This is a genomic window from Phytohabitans houttuyneae, from assembly GCF_011764425.1.
In the GTDB taxonomy this organism is placed as follows: domain Bacteria; phylum Actinomycetota; class Actinomycetes; order Mycobacteriales; family Micromonosporaceae; genus Phytohabitans; species Phytohabitans houttuyneae.
In genome coordinates this window covers 1,777,007-1,791,852 of sequence record NZ_BLPF01000002.1, presented here as the reverse complement: position 1 = coordinate 1,791,852, position 14,846 = coordinate 1,777,007, and the positions used below count along the sequence as shown (strand labels likewise).

Sequence of the window (14,846 nt, the reverse complement as noted above, 5' to 3'; positions counted from 1 at the left end):
GTACATCCCTGTAGCCGTTCCAAGCCGTTCCATCGGGGTCAGCCGTCCGGGTCGGCCGGGCGGTACCAGCACCTGATTCCACTGTGCACACTGGCGCGCAGGTGGGCGCCGATCAGGGGGTCCGCGCGGTCGATCCGGGCCACCGCGCGCCGGATGGCCCGGCCCACGGCCAGGCGGGCACGCTCCTCGTCGTTCACGAAGGAACGGCGCCGGCCGGCCAGTCCGGTACCGGCGCCGAGCTGTGCCAGTACCCAGGCCCGCTCCTGCTCCATCGCGGCGACGGCCCGGGCGTCCCGGCGGCGCCCGGCCACGTCGATGGCCTCGGTCAGCTCGGCGACCCGCCGCCGGTAGCTGCGGGCGGCGGTGTCGTCGATCACCTCCTGTGTGGACCGCACCTCGGTCGCGGCCGCCCGCCCGAGCGCCTCGACGCCGGCCACCAGCTCCAGCGACGCGATCTCGGTGCCGGGGTTGGCGGTGAGCACGGCCAGGTGCAGCATGCCCACCATGTGGTCGACGGTCACCGCGCGCGTGCCCAGCTCGACCCGCCAGCGGCGGCCCTGGCGCACGCAGGTGGCCGGCGTCGCGGCGGTGCCGCCCCGCCCCACCACCGGCGCGAGCTGCCCCGCGGCGGCCCGCTGCGCGGCGGCCGCCGCGGCGTCGCCGGGACCGCCACGCCGGTCCAGCGCCTCGGCGAAGCGCAGCCGCGAGGCCCGCACCGCCGGCCAGTGCACGAGCGCCAGGTTGCGGTGCACGGCCTCACGCAGGTGCCCGATCGCCCGGTCCAGGTCACCCATCGCCAGCGCCGCCACCCCGAGGGCGTGCTCGACCGAGCCGAAGCAGGCCACGCCGAGGCTGGCCATCATCGGCAGGTGCGCGAACGGCAGCAGCAGCGCGTGCACGCGGGCGGCGGCCGGGCGGTTGTCCAGCAGGTACGCCGCTTCCGCGATGCCGTACATGGTGACCAGCCAGCTCGAGGAGCGCGGAAGCCGGTCGAGGCCCGGTCCGCGCAGCGACGCCAGCGCGGCCTCGGCGGTACGGCGGTCGCCGGCCAGCGCGGAGGCGACCGCGACGGCGCCGAGCAGGGAGTTGTCGACCGCGCTCAGCGTGGGCGCGGTGGCCGTGACGCCGAGCATCGGCAGCAGCTCGGGCAGGCGGCCCTGGTACCAGCGGATCGTCACCAGCTGGGCCGCCAACCACGCCTGGGCGTCCGCGTCGCCGGCCTTGGCGCCCAGCTCGTAGCTGTTCTGCGCCGCCTGCTCCGCCTCCTCCAGCCGGCCGGCGCGGATGGCGAACATGACGTCGATCGCGCTGACCACGAAGTCGGCGGCCAGGTGCGGCCCCTCGGCCAGCAGCGTCCGCAGCTCGGCCAGCCGCCGCCCGGCGTGCCGGTCGCCGGCCAGCAGCATGTCGACGCACTGCCAGAGCAGGCTCATCACCATCGGGCCGCGCCGGCCGGTGCTGGCGGCCTCCCGGACAAGCTCGCCGGCCAGGCGGCGGCGGGTCGGCTCGTCGTCCGGGCCGAGCAGGCAGTGGTGCGCGACGCTCAGCGCCTCCATGCGGGCCTGCGGGTCGGGCGAGGCCCGCGCCTCGTCGAGCAGCGCGAGGATCGTCGCCGACCGGCCGGCACGGTAGTCGGCTTCGCCGGCGGCCCGGACGCGCAGGCGCAGGGCGAGGTCGCGGCGCTCGTCCGGGTCGAGGTCGGCGGTGTCGAGCAGCGCGCCGGCCTGGGCCAGCCGGGCCTCGAACAGCCCCGCGGCCACGGCGGTGCGGTGCTCGTGCACCCACAGCCCGCCGTACCCGACGGCTGCCCGCGCCATCACCGCGACGTCACCGGTCCGCTCGGCCTCCACATAGGCCGCCTCGAACCAGCGGCGCGCGCCGGCCAGGTCCCCTCGTACTCCAGCGCGCGGTGTCCGCACTCCCACAGCGACAAGGCCGAGTCGCGCCGCGGTCCACATCCCGCGCCGGTTGCGGTCGCTCCCCTCATAGATCCACCCAGTCCCCCCATACCGCTCCTACGGCCAGACCCGATCCAAGGTTCATTGAGCGAGCAACCATCTCGCGTTGTAAGAGCGCCCACCTTGACCCGAAATACCGCCCCCGCCCAGTTGATCAGGGAGTTGGCGGGCGTGTCGGCCGGCTTGTCCACCCACGAAGTCCCTGATCAACCGGCGGCGGTCGTGGTGCTCAGCCCCGACTACGCCGACAGCGTGAAGTTCGCCGACGAGTGGCTGCCGGCCGCGCCGGACACCGACGGGGCGCTCGCGATGGCGATGCGGCACGCGATCCTCAAGGAGTTCTTCGTCGACCGCGCCACGCCCCGCTTCGTCGACGACGTGACCCGGTTCACGGACCTGCCCTACCTGGTGACGCTGGTGCGGGGCAGCGGCGGCGCGCCGCGCCCGGGCAAGCTCCTGACGGCGGCCGACCTGGGCGAGGCGGACCGGCAGGCGGTGAGCCGGTCGAGGTCGCGCTGCCCGCTTCGACACCGCGCCGGCAGCCGCGGGCACAGCGGCAGTTCACACATCCAACTCGGGTCGGACTTTATGTGGCTGGCCGTTCGTCGTGGGCGTGGTCGACGTCGCCGTCGTCGTTCCAGCGGGCTCGGGACCACCACCACGGACCGCGGCGCGCCGCCGTCAGACAGGCTTCAGCTGAGCGTCACCTGTTCGAAGGGAATGGGGATCTGGAGCGGACCTAAGCTCGCCGCGTGCGCTGGCGGTGGGTCGCATTCGGGGTTGTGGGTGTGCTGCTGGTGTCGGCGGCCGTCGGGGTCTACTCCTACGGTTCCTTCTACGGGTGGTGGGCCCGCCCGACCGTGCGTGACGCGCCCGTCGCGGAGCCGGCGGCCGTGGAGACGGTCGTCAGCGGGCTGCGCATCCCCTTCGACCTGGCGTTCCTGCCCGACGGGTCGGCGCTGGTCACCGAGCGGGAGACCGGCCGGCTGCGCAAGGTCTCGCCGGACCGGCGGCTGACCGAGGTGCGGACGATCGACGAGATCTCGCGGCCGGCCAACAACGCCGGGCTGCAGGGGGTGGCGGTTTCCCCCACGTACGAGCGGGACGGCTGGGTCTACGTCTTCTACACCACCGAGCGGGACAGCCGGATCAGCCGGCTGCGGCTGGACTCGACGGCGCCACTCGAACCGGTCCTGACCGGCATCCCGCGCGGGCCGATCCACAATGGCGGGCGGATCCGGTTCGGCCCGGACGGGATGCTCTACGTGACCACCGGCGAGAGTGACGTACGCGCCAAGGCGCAGGACCGCGACGACCTGGGCGGCAAGATCCTGCGCCTCACGCCGGAGGGCGAGCCCGCACCGGGCAACCCGGTGGAGGGCTCACCGGTGTACAGCCTGGGTCTGCGCGACCCGCAGGGCATCGCCTGGGACGGCGACGGCCAGCTCTACGCGTCCGAGTTCGGGCATCACAAGCTCGACGAGCTCAACCGGATCGAGGCCGGCGCCAACTACGGCTGGCCCGAGCTGGAGGGCACCGGCGGCGAGCCGACTTCACCGACCCGGTCGCGACGTGGCGGCCGGCCGACGCCTCGCCCAGCGGGATGGCCTTCCACGACGGCCGCATCTGGATCGCCTGCCTGCGTGGGCAGCGGCTCTACCGGATCGGCACCGACGGCTCCTCGCCCGCGCAGCTGCTGACCGGACGGTACGGCCGGCTGCGGCAGGTGACGCCCGCCCCGGACGGCTCGCTGTGGGTGCTGACAAACGACCGCGTCGGCCCCGACTACGACCTGATCCTGCGGGTGACCCCGTGAGTCATGGCGGCGGCGGGTAGTCGCTGAGCGGCGCACCGTCGACGAGATGGCGGGGCCCGCCACCACTGATCCGGGGGACACTGGCCTCCGGCTCATTCGCCGCCCGCCTTCCGCGCAGCGCGCGCTCCAGCTCCCGCAGCGCCCATTCCCGCTCCCTTTGCTCGAACTCCGCCTGCTTTCGGTACCCCCGGTTGCGACCGCGTCGTGGCATGGTTCCCGCAGCTCCTTTCTCGTGTCGAACCCAACAGGAAAGAATCGGCGCGGGAAGCTTGACCCGTCAGGCAGGCAAGAAGCGACGCAGAAAGTGGGTAGTTTTTGGGTAATAGTTGACGACTGGGCGCCGCGGGGTCTAGCTTGAGCCCTGGCCAGGGGAGGTGTATTTGGTACTGAAGGCCAAGAATCGCTATTACTGGAGTACACGCCGACAACTTGAGATCGGCGTTGCGCGGGCACTCGATTGGCTTGTAGATCCCGGATTCCCGATTGGTGACCCAGAGACGATTCCCGACATTCTGCGGGACTTGCCGATGGTCATTGCGGCACAGCTCGAATACGAACCCTGCAAGGCGCTCGAACGCCTGATCGCCGAGGCGATCGACTACGTCGACCCGCACGCCGACGACGCGCGAAGGACGGGTGGCGATCCAGGCGCGGTAAAGCGTCAGGCCTATAAGACGGTGATGTTGAAGCAGATGTTCGGCCTCACCCCGGAAACCCGAGGCAAGAGCTACGATTATCGGTTCGGACTATTTGCCGACGATTTCGAACGGTTTCCGTTGCACAGCCAGGTCCGCGGCTACATCCGAGCGGAGTACCTGCCTGACGTTGCGAGCTACTTGTGCATGGGCGCGGCCGACCGAAGTCCGGACCTACCCGATCTCGACGAGCTTGAAAACGCCCTCGACAGAATCATCACAAAGGGCCTTCCCCTCATGCCGGAGGTCGCGTCCGCCGAGCTTCTCGCCTTTCTTCCTACGGTAGGGTTCTCGGAGAGCATGCAAGAGCGGGTCGCACGGATGGATTGTCATCTGCATCGTCAGCTTGATGCCTTCGTAATGGAGCACTACGCCGAGGCCGCGCGGATATTTTTCGCCGCAGCACCTGGCACCAAGGGCACGAAAGTAAAGGCGCGAATGCAGAAAATCGCCCTTGTTTTGGATGCGGGAAATGGGCTTGACAACATCAAGAACACCGTTCGGCCCAAGGTTCTGGAAGGGCTTGCCTGGCAGCTCTACCGGTTGAAGTTGGAGGAGCAGAATCGGGCGCGTATCACGTCTCGGGAGCAGGTGGACTACCGATAGCGCGTGGCCTGGCCGGCGGGGAGTCGGCGAGCTTCCGGCCGCTGCGGGCTCATCGGCTCCCACCGGCACCTCGGCGGGAGGTGCCCCATCGGCGTCTGGTTACGATCTCAGCTGGGCTTTCAGCCGAAGGTCCGGGACTGAAATGGACGTCATGGTCGGCCACGAAAAGATTCGCGCCCTGCTCCTGGAGAGCATCCATCCCGACGCCGTGGCTCGGCTGCACGCCGCGGGCTGCGTCGTCGAGACCGTACCGAACGCGCTCGACGAGGACGAGTTGATCGAGCGCGTGCAGGGGGTACACCTGCTCGGGGTGCGGTCCAAGACGCAGGTGACGGCGCGGGTCCTCGCGGCGGGTTCCCACCTGCTGGGCGTCGGCGCGTTCTGCATCGGCACCGACCAGATCGACCTGTCGGCCGCCGCCGCGTCCGGCATCGCGGCGTTCAACGCGCCCTTCTCCAACACGCGCAGCGTGGTGGAGCTGGCGCTGGCCGAGATCATCATGCTCGCCCGCCGCGTGGTCGAGAAGAACAACGCGATGCACAACGGAGTCTGGGACAAGGCCGCCACCGGCAGCCACGAGGTCCGCGGGCGGACGCTCGGCATCGTCGGGTACGGCAACATCGGCACCCAGCTGTCCGTGCTGGCCGAGGCCCTCGGCATGCGGGTGTACTTCTACGACACCGCCGACAAGCTCGCGCTGGGCAACGCCAAGCGCTGCGACACGCTCGACGAGCTGCTGGAGGTGTCCGAGACGGTCACGCTGCACGTCGACGGCCGCCCCGGAAACAGCGGCTTCTTCGGCGAGGAGCAGTTCGCCCGGATGCGGCCGCGCAGCCTGTTCCTCAACCTGTCCCGCGGCTTCGTGATCGACTACCCGGCGCTGCGCCGGCACCTGCAGAGCGGCCACATCGCGGGCGCGGCGATCGACGTGTTCCCGCAGGAGCCGAAGGGGCGCGGCGACGAGTTCAAGTCCGAGCTGCGCGGCCTGCCGAACGTGATCCTCACCCCGCACGTCGGCGGGTCGACGGAGGAGGCACAGGCGGACATCGGTGGGTTCGTCGCCAACAAGCTGGCCCAGTACGTCAGCGAGGGCAACACCACGCTGAGCGTCAACCTGCCGACGATCGCGCTGCCGCAGCCGCCGCGCACGCACCGCATCGCGCATGTGCACCGCAACACCCCCGGCGTGCTGGCCCAGGTCAACAGCATCCTGGCCGAGCACGCGGTCAACATCGAGGGGCAGCTGCTGGCCACCCGCGGCGAGTACGGCTACCTGCTGACCGACGTCGGCGTGGACTACCCCGAGGACGTGCTCACCCGGCTGCGCGCGATGGAGCAGAGCATCCGCGTGCGGGTCCTGTCGTGAATAGCACCCCGCGGGACCTGGAGGACGAGCTGCGGGCGGTCGTCGGCCCGGCGCACGTGCTTGTCGACGGTGACCTGCGCGCGCCGTACGAGACCGACTGGACCCGCCGCTTCACCGGCAGCGCGCGCTGTGTCGTGCGGCCGGGCAGCACCGGCGAGGTGGCCGCCGTGATCCGGGCGTGCGCGGCCGCCGGCGCGCCGATCGTGGTGCAGGGCGGCAACACCGGGCTGGTTGGCGCGGGCGTGCCGGCCGGCGGCGAGGTGCTGGTCAGCCTCACCCGGCTCAGCCGGGTCGAGCCGGTCGACGCGGTCGAGGCCCAGGTGACCGTCGAGGCCGGCGTGACGCTGGAGCGGCTGCAGGCGCACGCCCGCGAGGCGGGGCTCGACTTCGGCGTCGACCTGGCCGCCCGCTCCTCCGCCACCGTGGGCGGGATGATCGCCACGAACGCCGGCGGCATCCGGGTGCTGCGCCACGGCAGCATGCGCGCGCAGGTCGCCGGGGTGGAGGCGGTGCTGGCCGACGGCACGGTGCTGAGCCGGCTGGGCGGGCTCGCGAAGGACAACACCGGTTACGACCTGACCCACCTGCTGGCCGGCAGCGAGGGGACCCTCGCCGTCGTCACCCGGGCGCGGCTGCGGCTGGTACCCCTGCTGCCCGCGCGGGCCGTGGCCCTTGTCGCGGTGGCCGGCACGGACGCGGCGCTGGACCTGCTGGCGGCGGCGCGGGCGCAGCTGCCCACCCTGTCCGCCGCGGAGATCTTCTACCCGGACGGCCTCGACCTGGTCCGGTCGTACGCGAAGCTGCCCGCGCCGTTCGGCGAGCCGGCCGGGGCGTACGTCGTGCTGGAGTGCTCGGCCCGCACCGACCCGACCGACAGCGTGCTGGAGATGCTCTCCACCTGCGACGCCGTCGTGGACGCCACGGTCGCCGCGGACCGCGCGGGCATCGAGCGCCTCTGGTCGTACCGGGAGGCGCACACCGAGGCCATCAGCGCCGCGGGCGTGCCGACCAAGCTCGACGTCTGCGTCCCGCTGGGCGAGCTGTCGGCGCTGGTCGCCGAGCTGCCCGCGACGGTGGCGGCGGTCGCGCCGGCCGCCCGGGTGATCCCGTTCGGGCACCTCAACGAGGGCAACCTGCACCTGAACGTGCTGGACACCGGTGACCGCGCCGAGGAGGTGACCGACGCGGTGCTGCGGCTCGTCGCGGCGCACCGGGGCACGATCAGCTCCGAGCACGGCGTCGGGCGGGCCAAGGCGCCGTGGCTGCCGCTGTCCCGTACGCCGGAGGAGATCGAGGCGATGCGCCGGATCAAGGCCGCCCTGGACCCGGCGGGCCTACTCAGCCCCGGCGTGCTCCTGCCGGGCTAGGACGCCGTTCAGCAGCGTCTCCACCGCGGCGGGCAGGGCGGTGGCCGGATCCGGGCGGACCCCGTCGGGCAGGACGTGGCCGGCGATCGCGAAGCTCAGGCACGCGCCGGTCAGCAGCGTCGCCGCCGCGACCGTGTCGACGTGTGCGGGCACTCGGCCGAGCGCCTGCTCGCCGAGCAGGTAGCCGGAGAGCCGGCTCTGGTTGGCCTGCGGGCCGTGCAGGTCGGCGTGGATGGTCTCCATGAACCGGTGCAGCAGCGCCGGCTCGCTGATCAGGCCGACGCCCATCGGGAGCAGGTCGGCCTGGAAGTCCAGCGACGCGCGGGCGAAGGCGTGCAGGTTGCCGGCCACGGTGCCGGTGCCGGGCTCGGGCAGCGCCGCGGCGAACCGGTCGGCGAGCCGGTGGTACCGGCGCAGCAGCGCGGCCAGCAGCAGCTCGTACTTGTCGGCGAAGTAGTTGTAGAGCACCCCGTCGGAGACGCCCGCGGTGCGGGCGATCTCCCGGGTGGTGATCGTGGCGACCGGGCGCTGGGCGAGCAGGTCGTCGGCGGTGTCGATCAGGTGCTGGCGCAGCGCGGTGGCCGGGTCGTCGCCGGCCCGGCCGGTGACCGCTTTGGCTCGTCTAGGTGACATCTCGCCTGACTGTAGTGGCGCTCGCCGCCACCACGATCACCACGGCGTACCCGACGAGCACCAGCCCGGCGCCCCACTGCGGCAGCACCGGCACCGTGGACGGCATGTAGCCGAGCGCGAGGCCGGCCCGGTTGGGCAGCCACCGCCCCAGGTCGCCGAGCAGGTTGCCGACGATCGTCTCGACGAGCGCGATCCAGACCAGCGCGGCGGTCACGGCCGCGGTCAGGTTGCGGACCAGGGCGCCGAGGGCGACACCGATCGCGGCGTACACGAGGTTGAAGGCGACGATGCCGGCGGCGATCCGCCACACCATGCCGCTTTGCAGGTCCAGTGGCGAGCCGTCGGCGGCCAGCCAGAGCGCGGCGACCGCGGTGCCGACGGCCGCGCTGAGCACCCCGGCGGCGGTGCCGAGCAGGGTGTACACGGCGAGCTTGGCGGCGACCACCCGCGCCCGGTGCGGGGTGGCCAGGTAGGTGTCGGTGACCGTGCGGTGCCGGTACTCGCCGGCCACGGCGGTCACGCCGAGCACGAGGGTGAAGATCGCCGAGACGAGGCCCGCGTGGGACATCAGCGTCCGGACCCCGTCGTCGGTGTCCAGGTCGGTGCCGGCCGCGGCGAGTCCGCTGACCCCGGCGACGATCACCGCCTGCTGTATCGCGATCAGCAGCCACGGCCCGCGGACCGTGCGCAGCTTCGTCCACTCGTTGCCGATGAGCGACAGCATGCCGATCCCCCTCTACCGCGCCCCGGCCGGCTGCGCGGCCGCGACGTCCTTTGTCAGGTCCAGGAACGCCGCCTCCAGCGACGCGCCCTCCTCGCTCAGCGCGGACAGCACGATCCCCTCGCGGGCGGCGACCTCGCCGACCTGCTCGGCGCTCATCCCGCGCACGCGGACCGCGCCCGCCTCGAGGCTCGCCTCGCCGCCGTGGCCGGCGAGCAGGTCGCGCAGCCGCTCGGCCTGCCCGGTGCGGGCCAGGACGACGCTGCCGGCGCCGAGCCCGTCCAGCGGACCGGCGTACCGCAGGCGGCCGGAGGCGACGATCACCACGTGGTCCGCGCTCTGCGCCACCTCGCTGAGCACGTGGCTGGAGACGAGGATCGTGCGCCCCTCGCCGGCCAGGTCGCGCAGCAGCCCGCGCAGCCACGCCATGCCCTCCGGGTCGAGGCCGTTGGCCGGCTCGTCCAGCACGAGCACGCGCGGGTCGCCGAGCAGGGCGCCGGCGAGGCCGAGCCGCTGGCGCATGCCGAGGGAGAACCCGCCCACCCGGCGCCCCGCCGCCTCGCGCAGGCCGACCAGGTCCAGGACCTCCTCCACCCGTCGCGGACCCGCGCCGCTCGGGCCGGCCAGGACCCGCAGGTGGTCGCGGGCACGGCGGCCGGGGTGCGCGGCCGTCGCCTCCAGGACCGCGCCCACCACCCGGCGGGGCTGCCGCAGCCGCTGGTACGGCTCGCCGTCGATCAGCGCGGCACCAGCGGTGGGTCGCACGAGGCCGAGGAGGGCGCGCAGGGTGGTGGTCTTGCCCGCCCCGTTCGGCCCCAGGAAGCCGGTGACCCGGCCGGCGGGCACCGCGAACGTGAGGTCCCGCACCGCGTCCACGGCGCCGAACCGCTTACTCAACCCGTCTATCTCGATCAAGGACGCCTCCCCGATTATGAGCGAATGTTCATGAGCATGCGCTCACTATAGGGCGTCGTAGACCGCAAGCCAATGGGCGGGTTTCTCAGTGGCCGACCCAGCCGCGGTACGCGGCCGGGTCGACGTTGCTGCCGCAGACGACGGTGACCACGTGGCGGCCGGCGAAGCGCGCGCGGTCTTCCCGCACGGCGGCGACGCCGAGCGCGGCCGACGGCTCGACGACCTGGCCGGCGAGGTCCAGCAGGTGCCGCATGCCGGCGCGGATCGAGGCTTCCTCGACGAGTACCGCGTCGTCGGCCACCGCGAGCAGGTCGTCGAGGACCTCGGGGATCGGGTGCCGGCCGGCCACGCCGTCGGCGATGGTGTCGATCGTGTCGGTGGTGACGACCTGGCGCGCGTGCCAGGAGCGGGTCATCGCCGGCGCCCCCGCCGGCTGGACGCAGATCACCTCGACCTCGGGGCGCAGCGCCTTCATGACGTAGCCGATGCCGGTGGCCATCGCGCCGCCGCCGAGGGCGACCAGGACCGCGTCGATCGGCGGGCCGGCGGCCAGCTCCAGCCCGATCGTCGCCGCGCCCTCACAGGTCTCGATGTCCAGGCTGTCCTCGACGAGCCGGACGCCCCGCTGCGCCGCGAGCCGCACCGCCCGCTCGCGCGCGTCTTCGATGTCGCCGTCCACCAATTGCAGCTCGGCGCCGAGCGCGCGGATGCCGTCGAGCTTCGCGGCCGGAGCGCCGCGCGCGGCCACCACGGTCGCCCGGATGCCGCGGCGGCGGGCCGACCAGGCCAGCGCCTGCCCGAGGTTTCCGGCGCTGGCGCACACGACCGCGTCCCCGCCGCCGCCGGCCAGCAGGCTGGTGACGAGCTCGGTGCCGCGCGCCTTGAAGCTGCGCACCGGGTTGGCCGTCTCCAGCTTGAGGCTCACCGCACAGCCCAGCCGTCGCCCGAGCGGGCCGCACTCGTAGAACGGGGTGTCCAGGAAGAGCGGGTCGATCGCGTGCCGCGCGGCGCGGATCCGGTCGAGATCCATCCGGGTACCGCCGCGGAACGCTGTGCTCGCCACGCAGAGAGGCTAGTTGATCAGGAGAGGTTGATGGTCGCCAGCGGCGCCATGGTGGGCGCCGGCGACCCGCCCGCGGGCTCCCGCGTGATGGCGAAGGCGCTGGAGCCCGGCTCCCAGTCGAAGGCGAGCGTGCCGCCGCTGATCCCGGCCGGCAGCAGCGCCGCCGACTTCGGGGCGCCGCCGGTGAACACCCACATCTGGTAGATCTGGCCGGCCGGCGGGTCGCTCAGGCCGGCGAGCATGGCCACACCACCGTGCTCGCTGTCCGAGACCGCCGCCGCGATCCGCCCGCCGTCGGGCAGGTTGGCGCCGCGCATGGTGACGTCGCGGGCGTTCATCACCGCGTAGATCCGCTCCCGCTCGGCGCGCAGCGACTGCACCTGGTGCCGCTCGTCGGCGAGCCGCTGGTCCATGACGATCCAGGTGGCGGCGATGGCGACCACTGCCGCGGCCGCGACGCCGAGGGTGGCCCGCCGCCAGCGCTCGGCCCGCTTGGCCGAAAGCGATGTCAGGGTGGCGACGCCGGCGGCCGGGGCGGCTTCGGCGGTGGTGACCTGGCTGGTCTGGCTCACGAGGGCCAGGACGCTGTCGCGCAGGCCGGGCGGCGGCGGCTCGTCGGCACCGCCGAGCTTGGCGGCGACCTCCTGAAACTCCGCCACCTCGATGCGGCACGACTCGCACTCGAGCAGGTGCCGGGCGAAGGCCGCGCGCTCGATGTCGTCGACGGCGTCGAGGGCGTAGGCCCCGGACAGCGAGTGCAGATCCGCGGTCACGTCCTCACCTCCCACCCGCGGCGGGGAAGGCCGGCGCCGGGCCGGCCGTCGATGGCGATAATACGCTCGCCAGGCCCGTCCGGTTCAGGCGACATCGGCCACCGTCCCTGCGCTTCCAAGATTCCGACAAGGCACGCTGTCGTAGCCTTCGAGTCGCCGGACCGTGCTGCCGAGGGTGGTGCCATGCAGGGACAGGACGTGGTGACCGAGGTCGAGAGCCCGCCGGAGACGCCCGCCACCGCGAAACCCCGGCGCCGGTGGGGCACCTGGGGCACCCGGCTCGCGGTGACCGCCTGCGTGGGCTGGCTGGCGCTGGTCGTCGCGCACATCGTGCTCAGCGGCCGCACGTACGTGTGGGGCCAGGTCGACCTGCTGCCGCCGATCGTGTTCGCGGCGATGCCCGTGCTGCTGGCCGGCGTCGCGCTGATCGCCCGGCGGGTCCGCTGGCGGCTCACGGTCGTCTGCGCGGTCGCCCTGCTGTTCGGCGCGAGCTACAGCGGGATCAACGTCGCCACGCTCTGGTACACGCCGCCGCCGGCCGGGCCGGGCGCGATCACGGTGGTGACGTGGAACACGATGTACTGGGACCAGGACATGATCAGCGACGGGGAGAAGACCACCGAGGACTTCTACTCGTTTCTGCGCGGCATGAACGCCGACGTGTACATGCTCCACGAGTACGCACACGTCGACTTCACGCCGGCCGACATCTTCTCGCAGGTCCAACCCATCGACCAGCGGGAGCGGCTGCGCGAGGCGTTTCCCGGCTACCAGGTCGTGATCGTGGGCCGCAACGTCACCCTGTCCCGCTTTCCGGTCGTCGCCTCGCGCGGGCTCGACTCGACGCCGTGGCTGCCCGAGGAGTTCCGGGCCGTACCGCCGGCCATGCGCGAGTACGCCGCCTTCTACAACAGCCAGGCGCTGCGCACCGACGTGCGGCTGCCGGACAGGGTCGTCTCGTTCTATAACGCGCACCTGTACCAGCCGCCCAGCCGGCTGCTGTCGCTCAGCGGCGACCGCAGCCGGGGCCGGGTGGAGACCGACCGGTTCAACGACTCGATGCGCAAGGCCAGCCTGCGCGCGCTCGAGGCGGACATGGATGGCAACTCGCAACCGATCGTGTTCGGCGGCGACCTCAACACCACGCCCGCGATGGGCATCCGGCGGATGCTGCCCGACCAGCTCGTCGACCACACGCGGGCGCTGTCCTCGCTGTACCCGACCACGTGGGCGGTCGGTGGCGCCAACAGCGAGCGGAAGTTCGGCGCCCCGCTCTGGCGGATCGACTGGCTGCTCAGCACGTCCGACGTCACTGTGCACGAGTACGAGTTCGTGGACCCGAAGGGCCTGTCCGACCACCGGCCCCAGCGCGCGGTCCTATCCACCGGCTGAGACGCCCTCGGACAGCTCCCAGAAGGCGGCGTAGCGGCCACCGCGGCCCAGCAGCTCGGCGTGGCCGCCCTGCTCCACGATCCGGCCGCCGGAAAGGAACGCGACCCGGTCGGCTCGCCGCACGGTGCGCATCCGGTGCGCGACCATGACCACGGTCCGGCCGGCCATCAGCCGCTCGATCCCGTCGTGCACCGCCGCCTCGTTCATCGGGTCGAGCGCGGAGCTCACCTCGTCCAGCAGCACGATCGGCGCGTCCTTGAGCAGCGCCCGCGCGATCGAGACCCGCTGGCGTTCGCTGCCGGACAGCAGCGCGCCGGCGCGCGGCCCGCCGCACGTCCCGCAGCGCGCCGTCCAGCAGCGCGAAGCGCTCGGCGGTCCGGCCGCCGGCGCGCAGCACGGGCTGGGCCTGCAGGTACTCGATGACCCGCGCGGTGGCCTCGTGGTCGCGCTCGCGGCGCTCGGCGTCGGCGGCGGCCGTCGCGCGTCCGGTCCAGACCTGGATCGCGGCGACGACCGGGGCGGCGACCAGCGCGGCAAGCCCCAGCTGCCAGTTGAACGCCGGCGGGGCCAGCTATCTGGGCGAGCCGGCTCACGCGTGGCGCCTGGTCCGAGCCGGCCGGCCTGGGACCGCTGGTGAACACGGCCGCCGACGAGTACCACCCCTCGCTCTCGCCCGGCCTGGACCGGCTCTTCTACGTGGCGGGCGGCGACCTCCACCAGGTGGCGACCTCGGCGCTGGCGGTACCGCTCACACCGCGGTGAGCAGCGCGTCCAGCGGCCGCGGCAACGCGTCCCGGGCGATGGCCGCCTCGACGAGCAGCCGCGCGTAACGCGACTTGCGGGTCGCGCCGCTGCCCAGAAACCGCCGCATCTGCGCCTGCGGGTCGCGGCCGCGCCAGGCGGGCTGGCTCTGCAGCGAGCGGAACGATCCGAGGTCGCCCTGCGAGTCGAACAGCGCCTCGACGCCGGTGGTGCCCACAGCGCGGATCAGCTCGTCTTCGAGGTCCTCGACGCAGGTGTAGAAGCCGAGCCGCTCCATGCCGGCCCGGTCGGGCGGGGAGCCGACCCCGGTCGCGACGAGGCCGCGCCGGAAGACCTCCTCCTCGTGCAGGTCGCACAGTCCGGTCAGGCGCATCCAGCCGCCCAGCGGCCCGAGGCCGCGCAGGAACCGGCCGATCGCGTGTGCCCCGCCGATCGGCACGACCACGACCTGCTCGGCCGCCAGGTCCCGGCCGCGGGCGGCGGCGGCCGTCTCGACGGCGATCTGGTCGCTGATGCCCTCGACGAGCACCAGGGCGGCGGCGCTGTCGAGCTTGGCGAGGGCGCGCGCGGTCGCCTCGATCGGCGCGGTCGGGCCGCTCACGTAGCCTTCGAGCGCCCGGCGGGCGAGCGCGCGGCGGGTGGCGAGATCCATGGCGGCTACCGCCCGGTGCTCCGTCGATCAGCGCGCGCCATGGCCGCATCATCGACCACGGGCACGGCCCGGGACAACCGATTTGTTCATGGCGTTCCGGGTGGGGCGGTGGTGGGCGTTTTGACGG

General features: G+C 72.9%; 14 protein-coding genes and 3 pseudogenes. 7 read left to right on the top strand and 10 right to left on the bottom strand.

Annotated features, from left to right (window positions below; translation table 11 throughout):
- Positions 1-38: 38 nt before the first annotated feature.
- A complete protein-coding gene (locus tag Phou_RS53295) occupies positions 39-1,919 on the bottom strand; it encodes a hypothetical protein (RefSeq protein ID WP_246273982.1) in 1,881 nt (626 codons plus the stop codon).
- A 258-nt stretch (positions 1,920-2,177) separates the two neighbouring features.
- On the opposite strand from Phou_RS53295, the pseudogene Phou_RS53290 reads away from it, so the two are divergent.
- A pseudogene (locus Phou_RS53290) lies at positions 2,178-2,462 on the top strand (molybdopterin-dependent oxidoreductase); the annotation flags it as partial.
- Positions 2,463-2,710: 248 nt separating this feature from the next.
- Positions 2,711-3,678 (top strand): annotated as a pseudogene (locus Phou_RS53285) (PQQ-dependent sugar dehydrogenase); the annotation flags it as partial.
- 97 nt (positions 3,679-3,775) lie between these two features.
- Here the strand turns inward: Phou_RS53285 and Phou_RS31260 are convergent.
- A complete protein-coding gene (locus Phou_RS31260) occupies positions 3,776-3,985 on the bottom strand; it encodes a hypothetical protein (RefSeq protein ID WP_173062621.1) in 210 nt (69 codons plus the stop codon).
- Between the two features lie 169 nt (positions 3,986-4,154).
- Between Phou_RS31260 and Phou_RS31255 the strand changes: the two genes are divergently transcribed.
- From Phou_RS31255 to Phou_RS31245, 3 genes are all read left to right on the top strand, one after another.
- The gene (locus tag Phou_RS31255) at positions 4,155-5,075 is read left to right on the top strand and encodes a hypothetical protein (RefSeq protein WP_173062618.1); all 921 of its coding nucleotides are present in this window, start codon (positions 4,155-4,157) and stop codon (positions 5,073-5,075) included.
- Between the two features lie 142 nt (positions 5,076-5,217).
- Entirely contained in the window at positions 5,218-6,441 is a 1,224-nt protein-coding gene (serA, locus tag Phou_RS31250; protein WP_345512932.1) for a phosphoglycerate dehydrogenase, read from the top strand.
- On the top strand, positions 6,438-7,808 hold the full coding sequence (locus Phou_RS31245; protein ID WP_218579284.1) for an FAD-binding oxidoreductase: 1,371 nt from the start codon (positions 6,438-6,440) through the stop codon (positions 7,806-7,808). Before serA ends, Phou_RS31245 begins: the two co-directional genes overlap by 4 nt.
- Here Phou_RS31245 and Phou_RS31240 read toward each other — a convergent pair.
- The 5 genes from Phou_RS31240 to Phou_RS31220 form a co-directional block, all read right to left on the bottom strand.
- Entirely contained in the window at positions 7,776-8,441 is a 666-nt protein-coding gene (locus Phou_RS31240) for a TetR/AcrR family transcriptional regulator (protein ID WP_173062615.1), read from the bottom strand. The two genes, Phou_RS31245 and Phou_RS31240, sit on opposite strands and share 33 nt — an antisense overlap.
- Positions 8,431-9,165 carry an ABC transporter permease gene (locus tag Phou_RS31235; protein WP_173062612.1) on the bottom strand — a complete coding sequence of 245 codons (735 nt, stop codon included), beginning with the start codon at positions 9,163-9,165 and terminating at the stop codon, positions 8,431-8,433. Before Phou_RS31235 ends, Phou_RS31240 begins: the two co-directional genes overlap by 11 nt.
- 12 nt (positions 9,166-9,177) lie before the next feature.
- Positions 9,178-10,077 (bottom strand): ABC transporter ATP-binding protein, encoded by a 900-nt coding sequence (locus Phou_RS31230; RefSeq protein ID WP_173062609.1) that lies wholly within the window; start codon positions 10,075-10,077, stop codon positions 9,178-9,180.
- Between the two features lie 85 nt (positions 10,078-10,162).
- Positions 10,163-11,140 carry a threonine ammonia-lyase gene (locus Phou_RS31225; RefSeq protein ID WP_246273980.1) on the bottom strand — a complete coding sequence of 326 codons (978 nt, stop codon included), beginning with the start codon at positions 11,138-11,140 and terminating at the stop codon, positions 10,163-10,165.
- Positions 11,141-11,157: 17 nt separating this feature from the next.
- Positions 11,158-11,913 (bottom strand): anti-sigma factor, encoded by a 756-nt coding sequence (locus tag Phou_RS31220; RefSeq protein ID WP_173062605.1) that lies wholly within the window; start codon positions 11,911-11,913, stop codon positions 11,158-11,160.
- A 183-nt stretch (positions 11,914-12,096) separates the two neighbouring features.
- On the opposite strand from Phou_RS31220, the gene Phou_RS31215 reads away from it, so the two are divergent.
- On the top strand, positions 12,097-13,305 hold the full coding sequence (locus tag Phou_RS31215) for an endonuclease/exonuclease/phosphatase family protein (protein ID WP_173062602.1): 1,209 nt from the start codon (positions 12,097-12,099) through the stop codon (positions 13,303-13,305).
- Here the strand turns inward: Phou_RS31215 and Phou_RS53280 are convergent.
- Positions 13,291-13,548 (bottom strand): hypothetical protein, encoded by a 258-nt coding sequence (locus tag Phou_RS53280; protein WP_371872243.1) that lies wholly within the window; start codon positions 13,546-13,548, stop codon positions 13,291-13,293. The genes Phou_RS31215 and Phou_RS53280 overlap by 15 nt on opposite strands.
- Positions 13,549-13,666: 118 nt before the next feature.
- Positions 13,667-13,807 (bottom strand): annotated as a pseudogene (locus tag Phou_RS55795) (hypothetical protein); the annotation flags it as partial.
- 131 nt (positions 13,808-13,938) lie between these two features.
- On the opposite strand from Phou_RS55795, the gene Phou_RS54620 reads away from it, so the two are divergent.
- Complete coding sequence (locus Phou_RS54620) at positions 13,939-14,067, top strand: hypothetical protein (protein WP_281365098.1); 129 nt, start codon at positions 13,939-13,941, stop codon at positions 14,065-14,067.
- On the opposite strand, the gene Phou_RS31205 is transcribed toward Phou_RS54620, so the two are convergent.
- Positions 14,054-14,719 carry a TOPRIM nucleotidyl transferase/hydrolase domain-containing protein gene (locus Phou_RS31205; RefSeq protein WP_173062599.1) on the bottom strand — a complete coding sequence of 222 codons (666 nt, stop codon included), beginning with the start codon at positions 14,717-14,719 and terminating at the stop codon, positions 14,054-14,056. The two genes, Phou_RS54620 and Phou_RS31205, sit on opposite strands and share 14 nt — an antisense overlap.
- Positions 14,720-14,846 lie beyond the last annotated feature (127 nt).

Coding starts and splice junctions, on each gene's coding strand:
- Phou_RS31240 (WP_173062615.1), bottom strand. CDS start 8,441: ATGTCACCTAGACGAGCCAAAGCGGTCACCGGCCGGGCCGGCGACGAC.
- Phou_RS31215 (WP_173062602.1), top strand. CDS start 12,097: ATGCAGGGACAGGACGTGGTGACCGAGGTCGAGAGCCCGCCGGAGACG.
- Phou_RS31205 (WP_173062599.1), bottom strand. CDS start 14,719: ATGGATCTCGCCACCCGCCGCGCGCTCGCCCGCCGGGCGCTCGAAGGC.
- Phou_RS31235 (WP_173062612.1), bottom strand. CDS start 9,165: ATGCTGTCGCTCATCGGCAACGAGTGGACGAAGCTGCGCACGGTCCGC.
- serA (WP_345512932.1), top strand. CDS start 5,218: ATGGACGTCATGGTCGGCCACGAAAAGATTCGCGCCCTGCTCCTGGAG.
- Phou_RS31260 (WP_173062621.1), bottom strand. CDS start 3,985: ATGCCACGACGCGGTCGCAACCGGGGGTACCGAAAGCAGGCGGAGTTC.